The organism is Tritonibacter scottomollicae (assembly GCF_032924845.1).
Taxonomy (GTDB): Bacteria; Pseudomonadota; Alphaproteobacteria; order Rhodobacterales; family Rhodobacteraceae; genus Epibacterium; species Epibacterium scottomollicae.
This window is the reverse complement of record NZ_CP136704.1, coordinates 1,543,758-1,566,718: the sequence shown is the minus strand read 5'-3', so window position 1 is coordinate 1,566,718 and position 22,961 is coordinate 1,543,758. Positions and strand designations below refer to the sequence as shown.

The 22,961-nt window shown below is 63.2% G+C and carries 21 protein-coding genes; 12 read left to right on the top strand and 9 right to left on the bottom strand.

The features are described 5' to 3' along the window. Nucleotides 1-122 precede the first annotated feature (122 nt). Both R1T40_RS07970 and scpA read left to right on the top strand, forming a co-directional pair. The gene (locus R1T40_RS07970) at nucleotides 123-1,079 is read left to right on the top strand and encodes a hypothetical protein (RefSeq protein ID WP_317386522.1); all 957 of its coding nucleotides are present in this window, start codon (nucleotides 123-125) and stop codon (nucleotides 1,077-1,079) included. Further along, nucleotides 1,042-3,171, top strand: coding sequence for a methylmalonyl-CoA mutase (gene scpA / locus R1T40_RS07965; protein ID WP_106162833.1), 2,130 nt, complete (start codon nucleotides 1,042-1,044; stop codon nucleotides 3,169-3,171). Before R1T40_RS07970 ends, scpA begins: the two co-directional genes overlap by 38 nt. A gap of 189 nt (nucleotides 3,172-3,360) precedes the next feature. On the opposite strand, the gene R1T40_RS07960 is transcribed toward scpA, so the two are convergent. Next, on the bottom strand, nucleotides 3,361-3,831 hold the full coding sequence (locus R1T40_RS07960) for a VOC family protein (RefSeq protein ID WP_317386521.1): 471 nt from the start codon (nucleotides 3,829-3,831) through the stop codon (nucleotides 3,361-3,363). Nucleotides 3,832-4,056: 225 nt separating this feature from the next. Here R1T40_RS07960 and R1T40_RS07955 point away from each other — a divergent pair, with 225 nt between their 5' ends. The 5 genes from R1T40_RS07955 (at nucleotide 4,057) to R1T40_RS07935 (ending at nucleotide 7,661) form a co-directional block, all read left to right on the top strand. Beyond that, nucleotides 4,057-4,668 carry a VOC family protein gene (locus tag R1T40_RS07955; protein ID WP_317386520.1) on the top strand — a complete coding sequence of 204 codons (612 nt, stop codon included), beginning with the start codon at nucleotides 4,057-4,059 and terminating at the stop codon, nucleotides 4,666-4,668. A 120-nt stretch (nucleotides 4,669-4,788) separates the two neighbouring features. Then, nucleotides 4,789-5,496, top strand: coding sequence for a molecular chaperone DjiA (locus R1T40_RS07950; protein ID WP_106162830.1), 708 nt, complete (start codon nucleotides 4,789-4,791; stop codon nucleotides 5,494-5,496). Beyond that, a complete protein-coding gene (locus tag R1T40_RS07945; protein WP_317386519.1) occupies nucleotides 5,477-6,487 on the top strand; it encodes an endonuclease/exonuclease/phosphatase family protein in 1,011 nt (336 codons plus the stop codon). The genes R1T40_RS07950 and R1T40_RS07945 overlap by 20 nt, the downstream gene beginning before the upstream one ends. A gap of 185 nt (nucleotides 6,488-6,672) precedes the next feature. Then, entirely contained in the window at nucleotides 6,673-7,086 is a 414-nt protein-coding gene (locus R1T40_RS07940; protein WP_106162828.1) for a hypothetical protein, read from the top strand. A 128-nt stretch (nucleotides 7,087-7,214) separates the two neighbouring features. Further along, complete coding sequence (locus R1T40_RS07935; protein ID WP_317386518.1) at nucleotides 7,215-7,661, top strand: VOC family protein; 447 nt, start codon at nucleotides 7,215-7,217, stop codon at nucleotides 7,659-7,661. Between the two features lie 94 nt (nucleotides 7,662-7,755). On the opposite strand, the gene R1T40_RS07930 is transcribed toward R1T40_RS07935, so the two are convergent. From R1T40_RS07930 to R1T40_RS07915, 4 genes are all read right to left on the bottom strand, one after another. Beyond that, nucleotides 7,756-9,405 (bottom strand): Ppx/GppA family phosphatase, encoded by a 1,650-nt coding sequence (locus R1T40_RS07930; protein ID WP_317386517.1) that lies wholly within the window; start codon nucleotides 9,403-9,405, stop codon nucleotides 7,756-7,758. A gap of 109 nt (nucleotides 9,406-9,514) precedes the next feature. Then, nucleotides 9,515-10,201 carry a P-loop NTPase family protein gene (locus R1T40_RS07925; RefSeq protein ID WP_106162826.1) on the bottom strand — a complete coding sequence of 229 codons (687 nt, stop codon included), beginning with the start codon at nucleotides 10,199-10,201 and terminating at the stop codon, nucleotides 9,515-9,517. A 34-nt stretch (nucleotides 10,202-10,235) separates the two neighbouring features. Beyond that, on the bottom strand, nucleotides 10,236-11,378 hold the full coding sequence (locus R1T40_RS07920; protein WP_317386516.1) for an AI-2E family transporter: 1,143 nt from the start codon (nucleotides 11,376-11,378) through the stop codon (nucleotides 10,236-10,238). Between the two features lie 121 nt (nucleotides 11,379-11,499). Beyond that, nucleotides 11,500-13,245, bottom strand: coding sequence for an ATP-binding protein (locus R1T40_RS07915; RefSeq protein WP_317386515.1), 1,746 nt, complete (start codon nucleotides 13,243-13,245; stop codon nucleotides 11,500-11,502). Nucleotides 13,246-14,117: 872 nt separating this feature from the next. Here R1T40_RS07915 and proS point away from each other — a divergent pair. Next, a complete protein-coding gene (gene proS / locus R1T40_RS07910; protein ID WP_317386514.1) occupies nucleotides 14,118-15,473 on the top strand; it encodes a proline--tRNA ligase in 1,356 nt (451 codons plus the stop codon). A 115-nt stretch (nucleotides 15,474-15,588) separates the two neighbouring features. Continuing rightward, complete coding sequence (locus tag R1T40_RS07905; RefSeq protein WP_317386513.1) at nucleotides 15,589-16,365, top strand: hypothetical protein; 777 nt, start codon at nucleotides 15,589-15,591, stop codon at nucleotides 16,363-16,365. A gap of 128 nt (nucleotides 16,366-16,493) precedes the next feature. On the opposite strand, the gene R1T40_RS07900 is transcribed toward R1T40_RS07905, so the two are convergent. After that, the gene (locus tag R1T40_RS07900) at nucleotides 16,494-17,765 is read right to left on the bottom strand and encodes a calcium-binding protein (RefSeq protein WP_317386512.1); all 1,272 of its coding nucleotides are present in this window, start codon (nucleotides 17,763-17,765) and stop codon (nucleotides 16,494-16,496) included. Nucleotides 17,766-18,206: 441 nt separating this feature from the next. On the opposite strand from R1T40_RS07900, the gene R1T40_RS07895 reads away from it, so the two are divergent. The 3 genes from R1T40_RS07895 to R1T40_RS07885 all read left to right on the top strand — a co-directional run bounded on the left by R1T40_RS07895 (nucleotide 18,207) and on the right by R1T40_RS07885 (nucleotide 20,767). Then, nucleotides 18,207-18,719, top strand: a complete 513-nt coding sequence (locus R1T40_RS07895; protein ID WP_317386511.1) for a DUF2937 family protein — start codon at nucleotides 18,207-18,209, stop codon at nucleotides 18,717-18,719. Between the two features lie 88 nt (nucleotides 18,720-18,807). After that, nucleotides 18,808-20,091 (top strand): lipoprotein-releasing ABC transporter permease subunit, encoded by a 1,284-nt coding sequence (locus R1T40_RS07890; RefSeq protein WP_317386510.1) that lies wholly within the window; start codon nucleotides 18,808-18,810, stop codon nucleotides 20,089-20,091. Continuing rightward, nucleotides 20,084-20,767: an ABC transporter ATP-binding protein gene (locus R1T40_RS07885; protein WP_317386509.1), complete on the top strand. Its 684-nt coding sequence runs from the start codon at nucleotides 20,084-20,086 to the stop codon at nucleotides 20,765-20,767. The genes R1T40_RS07890 and R1T40_RS07885 overlap by 8 nt, the downstream gene beginning before the upstream one ends. 31 nt (nucleotides 20,768-20,798) lie before the next feature. Here R1T40_RS07885 and R1T40_RS07880 read toward each other — a convergent pair whose 3' ends face one another. The 3 genes from R1T40_RS07880 to R1T40_RS07870 form a co-directional block, all read right to left on the bottom strand. Then, nucleotides 20,799-21,236 carry a DMT family transporter gene (locus R1T40_RS07880; RefSeq protein ID WP_317386508.1) on the bottom strand — a complete coding sequence of 146 codons (438 nt, stop codon included), beginning with the start codon at nucleotides 21,234-21,236 and terminating at the stop codon, nucleotides 20,799-20,801. Between the two features lie 130 nt (nucleotides 21,237-21,366). Then, complete coding sequence (locus R1T40_RS07875; protein WP_317386507.1) at nucleotides 21,367-22,050, bottom strand: hypothetical protein; 684 nt, start codon at nucleotides 22,048-22,050, stop codon at nucleotides 21,367-21,369. Next, nucleotides 22,043-22,336, bottom strand: a complete 294-nt coding sequence (locus R1T40_RS07870; protein WP_317386506.1) for a hypothetical protein — start codon at nucleotides 22,334-22,336, stop codon at nucleotides 22,043-22,045. Before R1T40_RS07870 ends, R1T40_RS07875 begins: the two co-directional genes overlap by 8 nt. Nucleotides 22,337-22,961 lie beyond the last annotated feature (625 nt).

Here is a 22,961-nt window from a genome sequence, read left to right as displayed (position 1 = left end):
GCTTAAAAGCGACCTCTGAAACCGTGGAAGACACAAAAAAATCATCTTCTGTTAAGCGCGATGGAACACCTGACGCGCCATGCTGTCTCCGATGCCCCCCGCTGGCGCAAGGAGAACCTGCGATGAAAGTCATTCTGCATATCGGTGCGCACCGCTGCGCAACGCGCAATTTTCAGAACTACATGACCCGGAAAGGCGATCAGCTGTCGCAATACGGCATTGCCATGATGGGACCGGACCGCACGCGCAAGGGGTTGCTGCACGGCATCCAACCCGGCGCATTGTCGGTGACGGGCCGCGACCCTGTGACACGTGCCAAGGGGCGTATTGCGCTGCAGCTTTGCGCATTGCGTGACGCCGGGACCGCATCGCTGGTGGTGTCGGATGCCAATATGATGGGCAAGCTGGAACAGAACCTCTCTCTCGGGCAGCTGTATCCCGGTGCGGGGGAGCATCTGTCGCGCCTGGACCATGCCTTCGGCGGCGCGGTCACCGATGTGATGCTGAACATCCGCAGTCCCGAAAGCTATTGGGCCTCCGCCATGGCCGTGCGCCTGGAACAGTCCTTGCGGATGTCCAATGCCCGTACGCTGGAACGCATCGCCGAGGCGACGCGCAGCTGGCGCGACGTCATTCATGACATCTATTGCGCCATGCCGGGGGCCCGCATCAGGGTCTTTGCGCATGAAGTCTTTGCCAGCCAGCCCGAGGCGCAACTTTCTGCGGTGACCGGTGTGAATTGTCCCGCTGTACGGGGGCGATTCCGGCTTAATTCCAGCTCCAGATTGCCGGAGCTGCGCGCCGATCTGCCGGAGCGTTTTGCCCGGCTGCTGCCTGAGGGCGATGGGCGCTGGATGCCGTTTTCCGAGGCTGAAACCGCCAGCCTGCGGGAGAGTTACTACGACGATATGATGTGGCTGGTCGGCGGTGCCGACGGGCTCGCAGAACTGGTTGAAGATCCGAACAAATCGGACGTCAAACCCGACAATAACACTGCGGCGGACCACATGCCGCAGGACGATCTGACAAGAGGACCATTGCATGACCCAGACACCGGAAGACTGGCGGGCGCTGGCTGAAAAAGAGCTGCGCGGCCGTGCGTTGGAGGATCTCACCTGGCAGACCCTCGAAGGCATCGACGTAAAACCGATCTATACCGCCGAGGATACCGCAGACCTCGGCCATATGGGTACCTTGCCGGGCTTTGGCCCCTTCACCCGCGGCGTCAAGGCGACCATGTACGCCGGTCGCCCCTGGACCATCCGCCAATACGCCGGTTTCTCCACCGCCGAGGATTCCAACGCCTTCTACCGCCGCAACCTCGCCGCCGGTCAGCAGGGCGTCTCCGTCGCCTTTGATCTGGCCACCCACCGCGGCTATGACAGCGATCATGAACGGGTCATGGGCGATGTGGGCAAGGCCGGTGTCGCCATCGACAGTGTCGAGGATATGAAGATCCTGTTTGACGGCATCCCGCTGGATCAGGTCTCGGTCTCGATGACCATGAATGGCGCGGTGATCCCGATCCTGGCAAGCTTCATCGTTGCGGGCGAAGAGCAGGGCCATGACAAGTCCCAGCTGTCGGGGACCATCCAGAACGACATCCTCAAGGAGTTCATGGTCCGCAACACCTATATTTATCCGCCGGAACCCTCGATGCGGATCATCTCCGACATCATCGAATATACCTCGGACGGGATGCCGAAATTCAACTCGATCTCGATCTCCGGCTACCACATGCAGGAGGCCGGCGCGAACCTGGTGCAGGAGCTGGCCTATACGCTCGCGGACGGGCGCGAATACGTCAAAGCCGCCATTGAGGCCGGCATGGACGTGGACAAATTCGCTGGACGACTGTCGTTCTTCTTTGCCATCGGCATGAATTTCTTCATGGAATCCGCCAAGCTGCGCGCGGCCCGCACCCTGTGGCACCGGGTGATGACCGAATTTGGCGCTGAGAGCGACCGCTCCAAGATGCTGCGCACCCATTGCCAGACCTCCGGCGTGAGCCTGCAGGAGCAGGACCCCTACAACAACGTCATCCGCACCGCTTATGAGGCGATGAGCGCTGTTCTGGGCGGCACGCAAAGTCTGCACACCAATGCGCTGGACGAGGCGATCGCCTTGCCGACCGATTTCTCTGCACGAATTGCGCGTAATACGCAGTTGATTTTGCAGGAAGAAACCGGTGTCACCAATGTGGTCGACCCGCTGGCGGGCAGCTATTATGTCGAAAGCCTCACCGCCGAGCTGGTCGATAAGGCCTGGGCGATGATGCAGGAAGTGGAAGAGATGGGCGGCATGACCAAGGCCGTCGCCTCCGGCATGCCGAAACTGCGCATCGAGGAAACCGCCGCCCGCCGTCAGGCGATGATCGACCGCGGCGAAGAGGTGATCGTCGGCGTCAACAAGTACCGCAAGGACAAGGAAGACCCGATCGACATCCTCGATGTGGACAACGTCAAGGTGCGCGATAGCCAGATCAAGCGGCTCGAGAGCATCCGTGCCAGCCGCGACACGGAGGCTTGCGAGGCGGCGCTGGGTGAACTGACCCGCCGCGCGCGTGAGGGTGGCAACCTGCTCGAGGCCGCGGTCGAAGCCGCCCGTGCCCGGGCCTCTGTTGGGGAGATCAGCATGGCTATGGAAAAGGAATTCGGTCGCCATCGCGCCGAAGTGAAGACCCTCGCCGGAGTTTATGGCGCTGCTTACGAGGGCGACGAGGGTTTTGCCGCGATCCAGAAGTCGATCGAGGACTTCGCCGAAGAAGAGGGGCGCCGCCCACGTCTTCTGGTGGTCAAGATGGGCCAGGACGGGCATGATCGTGGCGCCAAGGTCATCGCCACCGCCTTTGCCGACATCGGGTTTGATGTCGACGTCGGGCCGCTGTTCCAGACCCCAGCGGAAGCGGCGCAGGATGCGATCGACAACGATGTGCATGTGATCGGCATCTCGTCCCAGGCGGCAGGTCACAAGACGCTGGCGCCGCAACTGATCGCCGAGCTGAAGGCGCAGGGTGCCGAGGATATTATCGTGATCTGCGGCGGGGTGATCCCGCAGCAGGACTACGACTTCCTGACCAAGGTTGGCGTCAAGGCGATCTTTGGTCCCGGCACCAATATCCCGACGGCTGCTCAGGATATTCTGGAACTGATCCGCGCGGCGCGTGGCTGAGGTCTGAAGCTATCCGGTGGCAGCCGACCCTCAATGAGGGTCGGCTGCGCGCGTTTCCCCATCTGGGGCAACGCGCCACGCCCAACGGGCGTGGTGGCATGTATCATGCCACCGGGACGGGCGGGAGCCCGCCCGTCGTTTTCCACGATGCCGTGTGCCCTATGATGATGGCTTCAGCTGATGATGGCTTCAGCGGTTCTGCCAGTCCGAGTAGCTGCGCACACCGAATGCCGCATCGGGCGCCTCATCGAGCATATTCAGCATCTCGATAGAGTGGCCATCCGGATCCTTGAAATAGATCGACACCGCTGGCATCCATCCCAGCACCACCGGCTCCTGCACCGGTTCGCCTGTGAACCCCAGCGGCGTGATCCCGCGTTTCGCGAGCGTCTGGCAGCTGTGCAGCACCGCCGACCGGGTAGCCCGAAACGCGAAATGCAGCTGCAATCCCATCGGTGCGCTGCCGACCTCCCAAAGCCCCAGCATGCCGGTCTCCTTCGGTCCGACCCAGAGAAAGGCGACCTTGCGCTCCGGCAGTCGGCGCGCCAGCGTCAGGCCCAGTTTATTGGTGTAAAAGTCCAGCGCCCGATCTAGGTCGCGGACTGTCAGGTGAGTTTCATACAGGCCAAGTAAATCGTCGGGCGACCAGTCTGAGTGCATTTTCTGTCTCCGGGTTGTCTGGTGGGGAATGCCCCGCGACTCGCACTGTAATTGCTCAAGTTAACTTGAGATCAAGCAGATATGCCCCGATGTTTCGACCCTCTGGACACAGGCACCGCAGGCATGGGGTTTTCTTCTGAGGCTAGGGCGTTACGCTATGCAACAGCCCGGAAAGTTTGGGTAAATGACTGAGCGAAACACGCGCGGCTGCCAAAGGATACGCATATGGAACTTGATCACTTCGCCGTTGCCGGGGACACGCTTGAGGAGGCCACCGCGCATGTGGAGCAGGCGCTAGGTGTGCCGCTGCAGCCCGGTGGGCAGCATCAGGTGTTCGGTACCCATAACGCGTTGCTTGGCCTGGAGGGCGGGCTGTATCTGGAGGCGATCGCCATTGACCCCGATGCCACGCCAGAGCGCAGCCCACGCTGGTTCGACCTTGACCGGTTTAGTGGTCCGCCTCGGATCGGCAACTGGATCTGCCGCTGCGATGATCTCGACGCCACGCTGGCCACGTTGGCCGCGCAGGAGGTGGATGCCGGTCAGCCGGTGTCGCTGACACGCGGCGATCTCAGCTGGCAGATGGCGGTGCCCGAAACCGGGATTCTGCCCTTTGACAATTGCTGTCCTGCGTTGATGCAATGGCAGGGGCCGCATCCGGCCACGCGGCTGACCCAGCAGGGCTGCGGCCTCCGGCGCCTTATAATCTGCCACCCGGAGGCGGACGCGCTGCGTGCCATGCTGGCGCTCCCAGATGCGCGTGTCGTGTTTGAGGCGGGACCGGCTGACATCCGCGCTGAGATCGACACACCGCATGGGGTGCGAACACTTGCATGACGGGTGTGCGCGGACGGGCCGCCGGGCCAATGGCGCGATCCTGTGCGATCGTGGAAAATTCTCCGTGAGGAGGGACATGCCCCGCCTGACACCGGCGCCGATCGCAGGTAAACTGTCCTCATGTCACTTTGGACTCGCATAACCGAAGCGCTCTCCGCGCTCGCCAATGGCGAAAGCCTGAGCCAGGTTTTCGACCGCTTGCGCACGCCGCCGGAACGCTCGGTGGCCTTTACCATTGCGGTGATTGCCTTGGGGGCAAAGATGGCCAAGGCGGACGGGCAGGTGACCCGCGACGAGGTTGCCGCGTTTCGGGATGTGTTCCAGATTGCAGCCGAGGATGAGGTGCAGGCCGCACGGGTGTTCAACCTCGCGCGACAGGACATTGCAGGCTACGATGATTATGCCCGCCGCATCGGGGCGATGTTTGCCGATGACCCTGGAACCCTCTGCGATTTGATGGAGGGCTTGTTTCATATCGCCATTGCCGATGGCTTTTATCACCCGAATGAAAATGCGTTTCTTGAGGATGTGAGCCGGATCTTCGGGCAGTCAGACGCGCAGTTTCGGTCATTGCGGGCGCGGTTTGTCGAGGGCGCGCCGCGTGATCCCCATGATGTGCTTGGCGTGCAGCCCGGCACACCGCTGGAGGAGATCCGGCGCATCTGGCGACGGCTGGTGCGCGACAATCATCCGGATGCGATGATCGCCCGCGGTGTCCCGCCCGAGGCGATCCGACTGGCAGAGAAACGCATGGCCGATATCAACCGCGCCTGGGACGATATCAGCGGCACGGCGCAGGCCCGAGATCATGCGCCTGAGCACGTATAACATCGAATGGTTCGCCAACCTCTTTGATGACGCGGACGGGCTGCGGCTTGATGAGGGGCCATCGGGACGGCACGGCATCAGCCGCAGGACGCAGGCCGACGCGATTGCATCTGTGCTGCGGGCGATCAATGCGGATGGCATCGTCGTGGTGGAGGCCCCCAATAGCGGAAAGCGCCAGAACACACTGCGGGCGTTGGAGAATTTTGCCAATTGGGCCGGGTTGCGCACCCGTGACGTGGTGATGGGCTTTGCCAATGACACCCAGCAGGAGATCGCCTTCCTCTATGATGCAGCGGTGCTGGAGGCGGTCCATGCACCAGTCTCCTCGCCCCAGGCGCCGCGCTTTGACGGCAGTTTTGAGATCGACCTCGATGTGGATGCGAGGGCGGATCTGGTGCGCTTTTCCAAACCGCCGATGGAGCTGCAGATCACCCCGCGCGCAGGCCTGCCCTTTCGCCTGATCGGCGCGCATCTGAAATCCAAGGCTCCGCATGGCGCACGGACGCCCGAGGATGCCCGCGCGATTTCCATCACCAACCGGCGCAAGCAGCTGGCACAGGCAGTCTGGCTGCGGGCGCGGATCGAGGATCATCTGCAGGCAGGTGTGCCGCTGGTGCTGATGGGCGATCTTAACGATGGTCCCGGCTTGGATGTCTACGAGGCTCTGTTTGGCCGCTCTTCGGTGGAAATCATCATGGGGGCCGAGCTGGTGGACCCCCATGCCCGCCAGTTACTGCGGCCCAATCGGCAGGGGCTCCCTACATCAGCCCGTTTCTATAACCATCTGGATAAGCGATATTTTCAGGCGCTTCTGGACTACGCAATGGTGTCGCCGGAGCTGATGTCGTTTGATCCGCAATGGCGCATCTGGCACCCGTTTGAGGATGCCGGCTGCTATGGCACGCCGGATCTCTGCCAGGCCCTGCTGGCGGCTTCGGACCACTTTCCCGTCACGCTAGATCTGGACCTCACCCGTCCGTCGGGCGGGTGACTGCGCGGGCCTGCGCCGCCGTGTCTGATACACAGTCGCGCAGCCAATCCAGTAGCGTATTTCGTATGGATGCGCGCTGGTGGACGTGAGCCAAGGTGCGGCAAGAGATTGCCATATGCCCGTGACGGAGGGGACCGCGCCACGCGACCTCTATACCTGTTACACAGGCGCGCTATACTTCGGGTATGACACATGCTCTCTCGTTCTCTTCGCTGCGCCGATTGCCCCGCGTTCTGGGGTTGGCGCTGATGTTGCCCGCACTGCCGGTGCTCGCGCAGGATCAAACCACCCCAGATAGCGATGGCGCGCCGTCGCTAATGGAGCGCGGGGCGGAGCTGTTCTTCGAGGGTCTGCGCCGCGAGATGGAGCCAACCCTGGAGGAGGCAGCGCGTCTCTTTGCCGAAATCGGCCCCTCCATGCGCAGTTTCCTGACCGAGATGGGTCCGGCGCTGGCGGAGATTGCCGATCAGGTGGAGGACTGGAGCGTCTACGAGATGCCGGAGATCCTGCCCAACGGCGACATCATCATCCGTCGCAAGGAGCCGCTGCCGGAGGGGGAGGCGCCAAAGGCGGATGAAGACGGCAGTATCGAATTGTAAGGCGTGCGCCAATGCGTCGGCCAGTGAGGTCGTGAGGTGAGGCGTCGCGAGAGGCGGATGCGCTGATCGCCCATAGCAACGCAACAGGCGCGTCGGACTGATTGATCACGTGGAGCGAAACGCCAAACATGATTGCCTATGTCACAGTTGGTGCGGATGACATCGCACGTGCAAAACGGTTTTATTCGGCGATCCTGCCGGCTCTGGGCTATACGCTGAAAGAGGAGGGTGCTGAGGGGTTGAGCTACGCGCTGCCCGTTGCGCCGGGGCAGTCTGCGGTCTTGCCGGATTTCTACGTGAAGCCGACATTCGACGGGGGTCCGGCCTCGGCTGGCAATGGCTGCATGGTCGCATTCGAGGCGCGTACTCAACAGCAGGTCCGCGAGCTTCACGCCGCCGCATGTCTTGCGGGTGGTGGCTCCGCGGGCCAGCCGGGCTTTCGCGCCTCTTACGGGGCTCACTTCTATGTCGGCTACCTTCGCGACCCGCAAGGCAACAAGATCGCCATTTTCTCCTGCGATCCGAATGAGCCGGGACGGGACGACCCGCACGCTGGCGGCACCGCCGCGTCGTAATGGCGCGAAGGGTCGGTATGCCCCGGTTTGCGCGCTGAACTGGCACCACATCCGAAGATGCCCAATCGCAAGGGACCTGGTCCGGGGAGCTTGATTACTCCCGCGAGTCCTTTTGCAGCAGCGCGCCGCGCTTGCCTTCGACAGTGACGCGCACCTCAGCCTCCAGTGCATTGACCAGTGACATCAGCCGCGATTGCGCCACCTCGCCAAAGAGCGGCGCGCTGGCGGCGGGCAATTCCACATGCAGGATGCGTTTGCGCGGCTGCCAGCGCAGGCTGCCGATGTCCTGATCCTCGCCCACCATCAGCATGGCGCCAAAGCGCATGGCCTTGCCGAGGATCTCTGCCTCTTTCTGCTTTTCCGGGGCCAGCAGATCATAGAGATGCTCGAAATGGGTGCCCTGACGCTTGTTGCGATAGCGATGCAGCAGCGCCATGCCGAGAAAGATCCGTTCGGAGTGTTTCAGCCCGCCCAGATTGGCGCGGGTGGCATTGTCGAAACAGACTTCGGCGCGGTAATCGGGATGCGCGCGCCAGCTGACATCATGCAGCACGCAGGCCGCCTTCACCAATCGCAACTTGGCATAAGGCGCGCCGGAAAACAGGGGTTTCACGAACGTATAGAGCGTCTTGCCAAAGCCCGGAACCCGCGCGTCCTTCGCCTCGGCAAAGCGCGCCGCCTCGATCAGCGGGTCGCGCTGGCGCAGACGCTCGGGCATCTGTTCATAGAGCAGCCCCTCGCGGATACCATAGCTCGAAATCGCGATGTCCTTGGGGCGGAAGGTCTTCACCAGCCGGGCCAGCACATCCACCGCATAAGGAACCAAGGCCATCCGCGCCGAGGAAATGCCGCAGTCGCTGCGGATCTTGTCGAGGTCGTTCTTTTCGATGAATTTCGCGGTTTCGCGCACGTCCTTGGCGGTCATGCGGTATTCATGCTGCACCGTCAGCGGGTAGTTGCGCCGCAACATGTCGACGCGGGCGATGGCCCGCCAGCTTCCGCCGACCAGGAACAGCCGGTCGCGCTGATCGCCCATCTGGTCACGCAGCCCGGTCATCACCTCATCGATGTGTTTCTTGCGCCCGCGCCGTCCGCCCGTGATGTCCTTCAGTTTCAGCGGGCCGAGGTTGGAGGTTACGCATTTGCCGACCTCGCCGTCATGGATCTCCGCCAGCTCCATCGAGGAGCCGCCGATGTCGCAGATCAGACCATAGGCGCCGGGCCAGCCCAAGAGCACACCCTGCGCTGACAGCCGCGCCTCTTCGGCGCCGGTGATGACCCGGATGCGCAGGCCGGTGGCGGCCTCCACCTCGGCGCAGAATTCCGGCCCGTCGCTGGCGTCGCGCACCGCTGCGGTGGCCACCACGGTCAGCGGGTAGGGCAGCAACCCGTCCGCCAGCATCTGAAAGCGCTGCAGCGCCGCCAGCGCGCGGGCGCGGCCCTTCGGGTTCAGCTTGCCGGTTTCCGACAGGCCCGCGCCGAGGCCGCACATGATCTTTTCATTGTAGAAATAGGCCGGGCTGCGGGCGGCGCCGTCAAACACCACCAGACGCACCGAGTTCGAGCCCACATCGACCACGCCGACTCGCTTTAGTGCGCGCGCGTCCGGGTCGTCAAACAGCGGTCGGCCATAGGGGCCCCAGTCCTCGCCCTGTGCATCGGGCTGCGGGGCCTCGGGACTGTCCAGCCCGGCGGATGTGATGTCCGAGGCGGCGTGTGTCGGGGCGTCAGACTGGATTGTCATGCAGACTCCGGGGCGTTTTGGCTGTGGGAAGGATGGTCTATCAGGGCGATCAGGTCAATTCGGCAGCGGCGGGATCCGGGGCGCAGGCGATATCCTGTCACGGGGCGTTTCATCCGTCTTCACGCTCTCGGTCGTTGGCCATCATGCGGATGGCCAGGGCGCGGCTCAGGGTGCGCTGCTCCGCCAGCGCCAGCCGGTCGAGCTGATCCACCACCGCCTGTGCGGCGGCAAAGCTGCGGTCCATACGCCCCACCAGATAGGGGATCACGTCAGGCTTCGGGGTGATTTGACGGTCGTTGAACAGTTTGGCCAGAACCACCGCCAGCAGTGCGTCATCCGGTGCATCCATCGCGGCATGGGTGGCGGCCTGCACCCGGCTTTGCAGATCGGCAAGGCCAAGGCCCCAGAGGTTCGGCGCCGGGCGTCCGGTCAGCATCAGACGATGGCCATGGGTCAGCACCATGTTGTGCAGGTGAAACAGCGCCTTCTGAGCCAGCGCGTCCTCGGCGATCTCCGGCACGTCCTCGATGGCGACGGGGCCGCTTGCCAGCATGGGAACATCGGCTTCGGTCAGTGTCTGCGCGGGCACCACGCGGGCGCCGCTTTCCTTGGCCCACACATGGGCAAGGTGGGTCTTGCCGGATCCCTTCGGCCCGCTCAGCACCAGTTTGCCCGAGGGCCAGGCAAAGGCGGGGTCGATCAGCGCCACGGCCATCGCGTTCGATGGCGCCACGAAGAAATCATCCCGCCCCAGCGCCGGTTTCGCCGGGAGATCAAAGCTCAGCTGTTCGGACATCGTCAGTCTGCTTGTTCTGTGCCTGGTGTCTGGATCAAATGTCGGAGCGCGGCTCGTCCACGGAAAGGGTCGCAGCATCCCGATGGCTTTGGCCCTGATAAAGTCGACTGTCGAGATACTGCTCCACGGCAAAACGTGCAACCACCCCGATGACCGCCGCCACCGGCACCGCGATCAGCATGCCGACAAAGCCGAACAGCGCACCAAAGACCGACAGCGCCAGCAGGAGCCACACCGGGTGCAGCCCGACGGAATTGCCGACCAGTTTCGGGGTCAGGAAATTGCCCTCGACCATCTGGCCGATCATGAAGATGCCCGCGACCAGCGCGATGCGGATCCAGTCGGTGCCCTGGCGGATCATCTCGCCATCGGCGCCTTCAAGCGCGCCCCAGAACTGGAACAGCGCCAGACCGATCGCCAGCACGCCACCGATGATCGCCCCGAGGTAGGGGATGAAGGTCACCAGACCTGCGACGAACCCCACCGCAAGGCCAAAGTTCAGCCCCACCAGCATCAGCGCCACCGCGTAATAGGTGCCGAGAATCACGCAGACCATGCCCATGCCGCGAACGAAGGAGGACAGGACGTTGTCGATGTCGCGCGCCAGGCGGCGCACCACCGGTGCGTGATCGCGGGGCAGCAAGGCGTCGATGCGCGCGACCATCCGGTCCCAGTCCACCAGCAGGTAGACCGATACCACCGGCACGATCACGATCAGCACCACAACGTTCAACAGGGACAGGGCCGAGCCGACAAAGGTTTGCAACAGCCCCATGCTCTTGTCCTGCAGGATTGACCACAGCCCTGCGAGCGCCTCGCGCACGCGGCTGTTTTCCTCGAACAGATCCGGGAAGCGGTCCTGGGCAAAGTCGCGCAGATTGGACAAGGCCTGAGGCAGGGTTTGCACCAGATCGATCATCTGGTTCGCCAGCATGGGCACGATGAGCAGCAGCATGATCAGGAAAATCAGAACCGCAGCCACAGTGATCACCGCGGTTGCGCCTTCCCGGCTCAGCCCGGCGCGCTCCAGCCGGTCGGCGAGGGGGTCGATCATATATGCGATTGCGCCACCAAGGATGAAGGGCAGCAGCACATTGCCGAGCGCCCACATCACCACGGCGAAGAGGACTGCGGCAACGCCCCAGTATTTCAATTGCTTGCGCGCGGGCAGTGCCATGATCCGGCATCCTCGTTCTGGCTGTTCTCCGATGCCTATGTGATCGCCCATGGCACATGCAGTTGCAAGAGAGAGTTACGCCGATCCGAGTGCACAGGATGCTGCTGCGCGGCGGCCTGTGTCATTCCGCAACGTAGCGGTTGGTCAGAGAGCGCCCGGGGACGGGGATGTCCTTCATGAGTGGGGCCAGGACCCGGATCAGATCAGACTGGCGCAGTGGTTTGCCAAGCCAGGCGTCAAACCCCGCATCGAAATAGGCCGTGACCTGTTCGCGTCGGGTGTTTCCGGTCACCGCCACACAGAGCGCCGCATGTGCAAGATGGCGAGGGTGGGCGCGCAATTTGCGCACCACTTCAATGCCGTTGTGACCGGGCATGTGAATATCCAGCAAGATCACGTCATAGCGGTTGGTCACCGCGCGCGCAAAGGCATCCCCGCCGTCAAAGGCCTTGTCGACGCTGGCGCCGAGGTTCTCCAGCATCCTTTGCAGGACCATCCGGTTGCTGGGGCTGTCATCTGCGATCAGAATACGCTTGCCCTGAAGGGGCTCTGCGGGAGGTGTGCGCATGTCATCGCAGTCATACAACGCTGGCGTGGCATGCGCGGTGTGCGGCTGGGCCTGGGTCACAGGCAGCGGCAGTCGCATACGGAATGTGGTGCCCTCGCCGGGCGTGCTTTCAGCTCGGATGCGCCCGTCCATCAGCGCCACCATCTGCTGTACGATCGTCATGCCGAGACCCGTGCCGCCCCGTTCGCGCGCAACGCTGGCATCCGCCTGGATGAAGGGTTGGAACAATTGATCCAGCTGTTCCGGCGCAATGCCGCAGCCACTGTCACGCAGGGTGATGAACAATGCCTCCGGCGTTCCACGCAGGCAGAGGTTGACCCCTCCATGATCGGTGAACTTGATCGCATTGCTCAGTAGATTGCCGAGGATCTGGCTTAGTCGAAATGCATCACCGTAGCGCAGTTCCTGCACTTCGATGCCGGCAAAACTGTGGCTGAGGTCGATGCCCTTGTCGCGGGCCTGCGCCGAAAACAGCTGGATCGCGTCATCCACCACTTCACGCAGGTCAAAGGGCGCGGAGGCGAGTTCCAGCTTTCCCGCGTCGATCTTGGCGATGTCGAGGGCGTCGCTCAGCAGGCGTTGCAGGCTCTGTGCGGAGCGGCTGACGGTGCGCAGCAGCTCTGTCTGATCCTTCTGCATTTGCGTCGGTCCCAACCCGTTGCGCATCAGCAGGTCGACGGAGCCGATGATCCCGTTCAGCGGTGTGCGGATCTCGTGGCTCATATGCGCCAGAAAGGTCTTGCGGGCGTCGGCTTCCCGCAGGGCGTCAGCCTGCGCCTCCTGAGCCGTGTCGCGCGCGCGCCGGAGGGCGATCATGTCGTCAACACTGCGCGCGAGCTGCCGAATGGTCTCCAGATCCTCTTCGCTCCAGCGTCGCGGCACCGTGTCGATGACGCAGAGCGCCCCGATGGGGGTACCATCCGGCAGATGGATTGGAGCGCCAAGATAGGCGACCAAGCCCAGATCCACCACCGCCGCATTGTCTCTCAGCTCAGCATCGCTGCGGCTGTCTTCGATCACCAGCGGTTGGTTGGTGGCCTGCACATACTGGCAGAAGGAGTAGGACAGTGAGGTCTGGCGCAGTTCGACCGCCAGCTTGGGAAGGCCGATGCAGCTCTTGAAAAATTGCCGGTCAAGGCTGGGCTGCACCACCGAAAACAATGCGGTGGGGGCCTTCAGAACCCGGGCTGCCAAAGCGGTGAGATTGTCGAAACCAGCGTCGTATTCATCTTCCACCAATCCAAGTTCGCGCAGTTGCACATCATAGGAGTCGGGGGTGAAATTGGCAGCTTGGTTCATCAACAACACATCTTTTAAACTAAACAAGGACTGGCCTGAAATTCGGCGGCAGAAAACCTATAGTGCCGAAATTCCATTCGTTGAATACGCGCATTCGGCGACAATGTGTCAAAAAACTGCGTCGAATTAAAACTATTTCTGTCGGGCACGCGCCACATCTCGCAACGAGGTCGAAACAGGTGCGATCAAAAACACTGACGGGCCCGTTGCTTACACAGTTTGCGGTTGGACGTCGACGCAAAATCTCCTGTGCGGTGGCTGTGAACCGATCCGGGGCTGCAACCGGTTGGGCTGTGGAGTGCGCGCTGTTTCGTGCCGGATCGAAGGGGCGCGCAGCGGGGGCAAGGGGGAATCGCTTTGGCGTTTCGAAGGTCGCGAATACAGCCTGCTAAGGGTTTAGTAGTCCGACTGCCGTGCAGGGCATGTCAGGGCCGCTCCCCTGCAGACGGATCGACCTGCATGCTGCGATGTCCAATCTTGCAGCGAGGCCAAGCGCAGACGGCAGATCATTCGCTTCGTTGGGCATGTCACGACACCGGGCTGTGCTGATGTCGAATGGGCGGAGGCTTTGCACGGTTTGACCGATTCACACGGGCAGAGGTATTCAATTGTCTTCGGGCCAGTATCGCTGGCCAATTGTGATCGGCCAATTTTCACTGGGCAATTGTGGCAGGTGTGATGCGCCGCATATCGGCTTTGCGTGAAGGCGAGTAATAAAATTACCTTTGCGTGCATTGGGTCATTGGGAGGGCGGTGTGTGATCCGGTTTGTGGATGAGCGCGGGCGCCAGATCCTGCAGGCATCTCAACTCTTGTCCACGCGGGTTCCAGCCACTACACCGGGCAAAACACCTCTCACCGCATGGAGCCATTATGCGCCTGTCCCGCTATTTCCTGCCTGTCCTCAAGGAAACCCCCTCCGAGGCCCAGGTCGTCAGCCACCGTTACATGCTGCGCGCCGGCATGATCAAACAGTCCGCGGCGGGGATCTACACCTGGCTGCCGCTGGGCTATCGCGTGCTGAAGAAGATCGAAGGCATCGTGCACGAAGAGCAGATGCGCGCAGGCCATATCCCGATGCTGATGCCCACGATCCAGTCCGCCGACCTCTGGCGCGAGTCCGGGCGCTATGACGCCTACGGCGAGGAAATGCTGCGCATTCGGGACCGCCACGACCGCGACATGCTGTTCACCCCCACCGCCGAGGAGCTGATCACCGATGTCTTCCGCGCCAATGTGTCCAGCTACAAGGACCTGCCGCTGACGATGTATCAGATCCAGTGGAAGTTCCGCGATGAGATCCGGCCGCGCTTTGGCGTGATGCGGGGGCGTGAATTCTACATGAAGGACGGCTACAACTTCGACCTCTCCAAGGAGGCGGCGCTGCACGCCTACAACCGCCATCTGGTCACCTACCTGCGCACCTACGAGCGCATGGGCCTGCAGGCGATCCCGATGCGTGCCGATGGTGGCCCGATTGGTGGCGACTACACCCATGAGTTCCTGGTGCTGGCCGACACCGGCGAATCCGAGGTCTTCTATGACAGCGAGATCACCGATCTGAAATTCGGCGACCGCGAGATCAACTATGATGACGTGGCGGAGTGCCAGGCGGTGCTGGAGGAGTTCACCTCTCGTTATGCCCGCACCGACGAGACCCACGAAGAGACCCTGTTCAACGAGGTCCCGGAGGATCGTCGCCGCGTCGCACGCGGCATCGAGGTCGGCCAGATCTTCTACTTCGGCACCAAATACTCCGAGGCGCTGGGCGCCACCGTGCAGACCGCCGAGGGCGACAGCGTGCCGGTGCACATGGGCTCTCACGGGATTGGCGTCTCGCGTCTTCTCGGCGCCATCATCGAGGCCAGCCACGACGACAAGGGCATCATCTGGCCCGAAGGCGTGACGCCCTTCCACTGCGGGATCGTGAACCTCAAGCAGGGCGACGATGAGGCCGACGCGGCCTGCGAGCAGCTCTATGCTGCCCTCACCGGCATTGGTCTGGAGCCGCTCTATGATGATCGCAAGGAACGGGCAGGCGGCAAGTTTGCCACCATGGATCTGATCGGTCTGCCATGGCGCATCACCGTCGGCCCGCGCGGCCTGAAGAACGGTGTGGTCGAACTGACCTCGCGTCGCAGCGGCGAAAGCGAAGAGATGAGCCCGGAAGAGGCAGTGAAAAAGATCGCCGCGATCTACGCCAACCACCCCACGCCGCGCGGCTTCTGAAGCCACCGGCACATACAGAATTGAGAACCCCGCCCGACAGACTCGTTGGGCGGGGTTTTTCTGCGCCGAATGTTATGTAACAGTCTGGCCAGATTTCAGTTCGGATATTACCACGATGCAACTTTCACTTGATGATCCGCTTTGGGACCATTTGCCTGGCGCTTACGGCGTGGAGGATGTGCGGGGACCTCTTTGTAGCCTCCTGGAGCAATGGGACCCGGAGCTGTGCAACACGTTGCTGTGGGATCGCCTGTATCATCAGGAATCGCTCTACCCGGCCACTTGGGCGGCACTGCCGTGGCTCTGGCAGATCGCAGGTCGCTATGAGGATGCGGTGGCACCGCTCTTTGATTTTTTCGCCCATCTTCTCGCCTTGGCCAAACGTGCGCCTGCAAGCTACTGCGCCTACGAAGGATTGCCGCTCTCGGGGGCGGATCTGGATCATTGGCATGTCTCGATTCCACCCGCGATGATCCCGCCTGCGGATGCGCTGTTTGAGGCGCTGGTGGTTTGGATCGAACCATGGGCCGTGCAGGTTTGTCGTGCGTTGAACACGTTGATCGAGGGCGCAGATCGCGCGCAGGCTGCCCACTACTTGCGCGGGATTATCGCTTGGGCGCATCCCGAGCATGAGAGTTTTGAGCGGGCACTCGGGTTTCTATCCGATGGCTGGTCGATCAAAGAGATGCTCGAAACCTTGGAGGCAGATGAGGATGTCCCGTTTCACATGAGCGCGCGCGAATTCAGTTTTGCATCGCAGGAGGCCGCGCGTCTGCAAGAGCTGTGCCCGGACTTGGCCAGAGACCTCCGCGCGTTGGTTGATGCAGTCCGTGCGGACAACCCTGCGACACCTACGCAGCCGCATCCAGATCAGATGTCTTTGTTTGAGTGATACGCGCAACGCCGGTGAAGGGCGCGCAGCCCGATGCGCGAGTGCGCCCACTGGGTACCTACCAATACTCATGTCTTCCGGGGGGTATCTGAAGGCGCGGCAACCGTGGCCTCTGTCAGATCCGAACGTCAGACCCTCAGATCGACACCAGTGGCGTCTGCCGCCGGGATTTGCAGCGCTACAGGATCATCGCCGCGGGCATTGGCGAGGGAAATCTCTCCCGCCTGATCAATCCCGCTCAGGGTGAGGCTGCCGCCATCGGCATAGCGCAGGAGCAGTTTGTCGCCTTCGCGGGTGATGCTGGTGGGCGCGGCAGAGGCGATGGTCAGGTTTGCCCCAGGTGCCAGCATGGCAATATCATCGCCGTCCCCATCGTTGCGCGACAGGGTGACGGTGCCACCGCCATTGCGCACTTCGATCATGTCATTGCCACGTCCACCGCTCACTGTGACGGCCTCGGTTGCGGAGATGCGGATCAGGTCGTCGCCCTCACCACCATCCACAGAGCCCCGCGCGGCCGTGACATCAATCGCATCGGCCCCGTCGCCGCCGCTGATGCGCTCGGCAATTGTCGCGTGTAAGCTGATGATATCATTGCCTGCACCTGCATTGATGCCCTGCGCATAATCGGCTGAGATCCGCAGCCCGTCGTTCCCGTCCCCGGCGGAGACACTGTAGAGGTTATCCGCATCAATGCGGAGGCTGTCATCGCCGCCACCGGTGCTGATGGCCCCCGCAGTTTCGGCCTGAATGGTCAGCCTGTCATCGTTGGCAAAGGTTTGCGTGCTCATCCAGGTTTTGGAGCCTTCCGTGTCGGCAACCGTGACGGCAATGGTGGGCGTGGCATCGGTGCTGACGTCAAAGACCTGCGCGCCGCTGAGGGAGACCACATCGGCCCCGTCGCCGGTCTTGACGCCAAAGATCATACCCTCGGTTTCCACCGAGACCTCATCCGCGCCTGCGGTGCCCACCGCATCCGGCATGGCGAATTTGGCGCTCAGGAAGGTGTCATCCGTCGCGTCACCGCCCACGATCGACATCAGGATCGTGTCCGCCATCGTGTCACCGGTGCTGACTTGCCCGAGGAACTGCATGGCGACAGTGGTGGCGTAATCTGCGTGGTCGGGATCCTCGTTCCGCAGTTTGGCGATGGCGACGCGCATGTCCGCGGCCTGCTGGCGGTAGCGTTGGGCGGTGAGGTTGATATCGCCGACGCCCATGCCTTCCTTGACGGTGATGCCATCCTCTGCCCGCATCTGATATTCGGTGTGCATGGCCGCCTGGCCGCGTTTGCCTGCCTGTTCGACCTCATCGGCATCCTTGAGGGTGCGTTTGTTGCTGGCCATATCCTGAAAAATCTGTGCGATCCGGGGGTCTTGGCCCGGCAAAATAGCTGTCATGATATCAATCTCCTCATGGCGCGATCCATGCGGCAAAGGTCTAAATCCACCTATGGGAGAATGGCTGCTGATAGTTTACCAAAGGGTTGCATTTCATACCGATTGTCTGGTGCGCCTGCGGTTTTTGCGCTGTTTTTTGCAGATCGCTCCGTATCGGTGCGTGCTGTCAGGGCTCCCGTCCGTCTTGCGGGCATGAAACATGCCCTGATCCGGTTGGGCCCTGTGGGTTGGGGGGGGCGCCGGGCCAGAGGCCCGGCGCCCCCCCCAACGCCTTTTCGGCGTTTTGCGACTGCAAAACACCAAAAGGGGGCGGGAGCGCCCCCCTTTCCCCTTCACAGGGGAGGGTTGCGCGGGTTTGATAGCGCGCTCATGCTGAGGGGTGCACCCGGCGGGCGCATGGGGGCACCTGTGCGGCGACGGGCGGAGAGAAGGACAACGAACATGATCACGCGGATGGTGTCTCTGCTGGGCGGTCTGGGCGCGGGCGTTGGTCTGTCGCAGTTCCCGGCCTATGCGCAGGCCTATCTGCAGCGGCTCGGCGGCCATGTGGATGCGTTGCGCCGCACGGTGGCAGAGTTTGACGCGGATGCAGCGGCCCTTGGCCTCGAACGGCAGGCGGCGCTGGTGCAACTGGCGCAGGGTGGCGAGATGGGAGCGCAGCGAGCCGAGACCATGGCCGCCACCATCGACCGATATGCGCGTCTGTCCTCCGATCTGCATGAGCTGGCGGCGATGGCCCCGGTGGAGCGGGCGCTGCATCTGGGGCGTTTTGCCGAAACAGAGATCGCCAGCGCCACGCTCAGCGCCTTTGAACCCGCGGTTCCGGTGTCTCTTGACGCGATGCTGCTGGCGGGTGCTGGGGCGCTTCTGGGAGGCGGTCTGCTCTGGGCGGTGTTGCGCGGGCTCCGGCGTGTCTTTGCCCGCCGCGCGCGCCGCCACGACCGGCTTGCTTGACCGTGCCCGCGTGCGCCCCTAGGGTCTGCGCGACGCGCGCTCCCGACGGTCGGAGCCGGATCTGCACCACATAAGGAAGACAGCCTAAATGGCCGCACCCGCGCCTTTTTCCCGTTTCGAATGGATGATCGCCTGGCGCTATCTGCGCGCCCGCCGCAGCGAGGGCGGTGTCTCGGTGATGACCTGGATCTCACTCATCGGCATCACGCTGGCGGTCTTTGCGCTGATTGCCACGCTCGCGGTGCGGTCGGGGTTCCGGTCGGAATTCGTCGGCACCATTCTTGGCGCCAATGCCCATGCCACCGTCTATGCGCATGGCGAGGTCACGGCAGCCGGCACGCTGGACCGGCGCATTACCGATTTTGCCGCGCTGGCGGATGCAGTGGGCGAGGTGCCCGGAGTGTTGCAGGCGGCGCCCCTGATCAAGGGCCAGGTGATGGCCAGCCGCGGGGATCGCAATGCCGGGGTGCAGGTCTATGGCATCCACGCCGCAGATCTCGCCGAGATCCCGGGTGTTGCGCAGAGCGAAGAATCCTATGGCGATCTTGGTCGCTTTGACGAGGGGATTGCGATCGGTTCCGGTGTGGCGCGCAGCTTGGGGCTGAGCATTGGCGACAAGGTCAAGCTGATCTCTCCCAACGGGGTCAAAACCGCCTTTGGCACCTCGCCACGCGTCAACGCCTATGAGGTGGTCTATGTCTTCACCGCCGGGCGCTATGACATCGACAACACCCGCGCCTATCTGCCCTTTGCCGAGGCGCAGAGCTATTTCAACCGCGAAGGGGCGGCGGATGAGATCGAGGTGATGGTCGCCGACCCCGAGGCCGTCGATCAGTATATCCTGCCGCTGCTGCAGGCCGCGGGGCAGAGCTATGGCGTCTGGAGCTGGCGCGACAGTTCAGGGGGCTTTCTGCGGGCGCTGGAGGTCGAGGACAACGTGATGTTCGTGATCCTGTCGATCCTGGTTCTGATCGCGACGATGAACATCGTTTCCGGCCTCATCATGCTGGTGAAGAACAAGGGCCGCGACATCGGTATCCTGCGCACCATCGGCCTCAGCGAAGGGTCGGTCATGCGGGTGTTCTTCATCTGTGGCTCGATCACCGGGGTGATCGGCACGCTGCTGGGGGTGATCCTTGGCTGCCTGTTCGCGATCTATATCGATCCGATTTTCTCCTTTGTGAACTATGCGATGGGCGGCGAAGTCTGGGATCCCTCGATCCGCGGCATCTATGCGCTGCCTGCGGAGTTGCAGATGGGCGATGTGCTGTCGGCGGTGGGCCTGTCGCTGGGCCTGTCCTTTGTCGTGACCATATTTCCGGCCCGTCGTGCGGCGCGGATGAACCCGGTGGAGGCACTGCGCTATGAGTGAGATCACATTGCAGATCGACGGGCTGACCAAGACTTATCTGCCCGGCACCCCGGGCGAGGTGCAGGTGCTGCGCGGCGCGGATCTGACCCTGCGCGCGGGCGAAGTGGTGGCGCTTGTGGCGCCTTCGGGGGCGGGCAAGTCAACGCTGTTGCAGATCGCAGGCCTGCTGGATGTGGCCGATGCGGGCACCGTCGAGATCGGCGGGCAGGACATGGCGGGCGCCAGTGATCGCAAGCGCACGCGGGTGCGGCGGCAGGATGTGGGGTTTGTCTACCAGTTCCACCACCTGCTGCCGGAGTTCACGGCGCTGGAAAACCTCGTGCTGCCACAGCTGGCCAATGGCGTCTCCCAACGCGCGGCAGAGGCGGGCGGCGCCGAGCTGTTGGCGCTTGTGGGACTGTCGGACCGCGCCGCGCATCGACCGGCAGCGCTTTCCGGGGGCGAGCAACAGCGGGTGGCGGTCTGCCGGGCGCTGGCCAACAGCCCGCGTATCCTGCTGGCGGATGAGCCGACCGGGAACCTTGATCCGGCGACCTCGGATCAGGTGTTTGATGTGCTGATGCGGCTGGTATCTGAGACCGGCCTGTCGGCACTGATCGCCACCCATAACCTGGAGCTGGCGGCGCGTATGGACCGGGTGCTGCGGCTGGAAGAGGGCGTGCTGCGCGCGGGGTGATGCACGCTGATTTCAGCAGGCAAAGCGGGGGTCAGGCGGCGATCTGGGTGATCCAGACGCCGGCGGCCATCACCGAAATACCCAGCGCCCGCATCCATGTCAGCGGGCTGATCTGTGCGCCAAAGAGGCCAAAATGGTCGATGGCGGCGGCGGACAACAGCTGCCCCAACAGCACGAAGAACACCGCGTTGCCAACCCCGAAATGGGGCGCCACATGGGTGATGGAGAGCACGTAGAAGGCCACCAGAATCCCACCCAGCAGCAGGTGTTTCGGGGCCACCACAACCTGTGTCAGGGTTTTGGGCCCCACCAGCATGTAGAATGCGATCGCCGCGACAAAGGCCACCGCAAAAAGCACCACGCAGGCCGCGCCCGGGGCGCCGAGGAACTGCCCCAATCGCGCGTTGAGCGCAGCCAGCACCGGAATGCCGATCCCGGCCGCCAGCATGATCAGCGCATACTGGGTCATTTCGCTTGTCCTCCCCATGATCGCTCCACCTGCGATTGCGTGTCGGGGCAGAATGCGGCGCTGGCAAACAGGGGGCAAGCGCTATCCGTGCGCCCGCGTATTTCTACGCAACGCTCCTCTGGGCCGGGGATCAATCGCAGATCTTGTCGAGTTTGGCACCCTTCCAGGGCAACAGCACGTCGCTTTCGCGGCTGTGCGGCAGGTCGGAGACGGGCATCACCTCGGCGAGCATCTCATGCAGGCGTTGGGTGCGCGGGGCCTTGGGGGCGAGGGCGCGGCAGCAGACGTATTCCTCCACGATGGTGCCCTGCTGTTCGTAGCCATAGGCGAGGAACTCTGCCGGGCCATCTAGGTCAAACAGATAAGGATCGGGCGAGGCGCTATGTTCGCCAAGCGCCTTCAGCGGGGTGTAGCCGGTGAGGGCGCGATTCTGCCATTGCCAGACATGGGTGGCCTCATGCGCCAGGAGCATCGCCTCCACCAGATGCAGCGTTTGCGGATAGTCGGGCGTGTAGTCCGGGGCAAACCATTCGCGGGTGAAGAAGATGCGGTTGAACAGCGCCACCGCAGCGGGAGAGGCGGTGACCAGCTCGCCGGCGGGGCGCGGTGGCAGGATGCGCTCGCGGCAGGTGGTGCGGGGGCGTTGCGGGCGGCGGAAGGTGACCGCGCGCAGTGGCGCGCCCTCGACCAGACGCAGGCGGGCATAATCCAGACTGTCGCCATGGATGGTGCCGAGGAACAAGCGTTCCCGCTCGGTCGGGCTGCGGCCGCAGGCGGCCAGCAGGATCAGAATGAGGAGGAGCGCCCTAGACACTGAACGCCCGCACCCGGCTGCCCCTGGGAAGCGACTGGTCCGATTGCGCCGCCCAGCTGGCGCAGGCGTCCGGCCGCATCTGCATCGGCTCTTTTATGGCGGCGGGCGTATCAGTGACTTGTCGGTCGCAACCCGCGTTGACGGCACAGAGGGAGACCACTGGCGGCCAGCGGTCCTTGGGCCGGGCGGCGATCTGCGACATGGGCTGTGCCCGTCTGCCCTTGAGCGCGGCGGGGTCGCAATGGCGGGCGACCGGGATGGCAAAGATCTCGTCGAAATGGCGCATGGGTGGCGTCCTCAGCCGGGCAGGTCGAATATGGGGTCTCTTCGGGCAAGCTTAGCGCGTGCGGGGGCGTAGCTCCACGATGGATTCGCCCAGCCGCAACTGCAGCAGCTGGGCGGTGAGGTGATGAAGGCCAGACGTGCAGATGCCCTTCTCCGCCCTCTGTCTGGCGGGAAGGTGAGGCGCGGTGGCCTGCTGGGATCAATCTGTTTTGTCACTGCCTTACAAGGCGTTGTGGCAAAGAGCGTGATAAATGGCGGCGCCGCCACGAGGGTTTGAAGTCCCCGGGGAGGCGGAGAGATGGCGCAGGTTTCCCCGCGTCTGGCCGGATCCCCTGCACCCGATGAAGGGGTGGTCTCTGGGGCCCTGTTCTCCGGTTGGGCGGCGGGATGTCAGCCCGCGCCCGATGTCGCGACGCCGTTGAGTATGGCATGCGGGGGTAAAGGGCGCGCGTGCTGGCCGTGCGCCGGGGGTGCAACGCCGGTGGCCGCGGCGCTTGGGGCGTTCGGGGAGCCTCCGGCGGGGATATTTGAGAGAAGATGAATGTGAGGGCTGGGCGGTCGGAGATCTGCGCGCGCAGCCGTGTGCGCCGATGCGCAGCGCTTGTCGGAGTTTCCCTTTGGGCGTG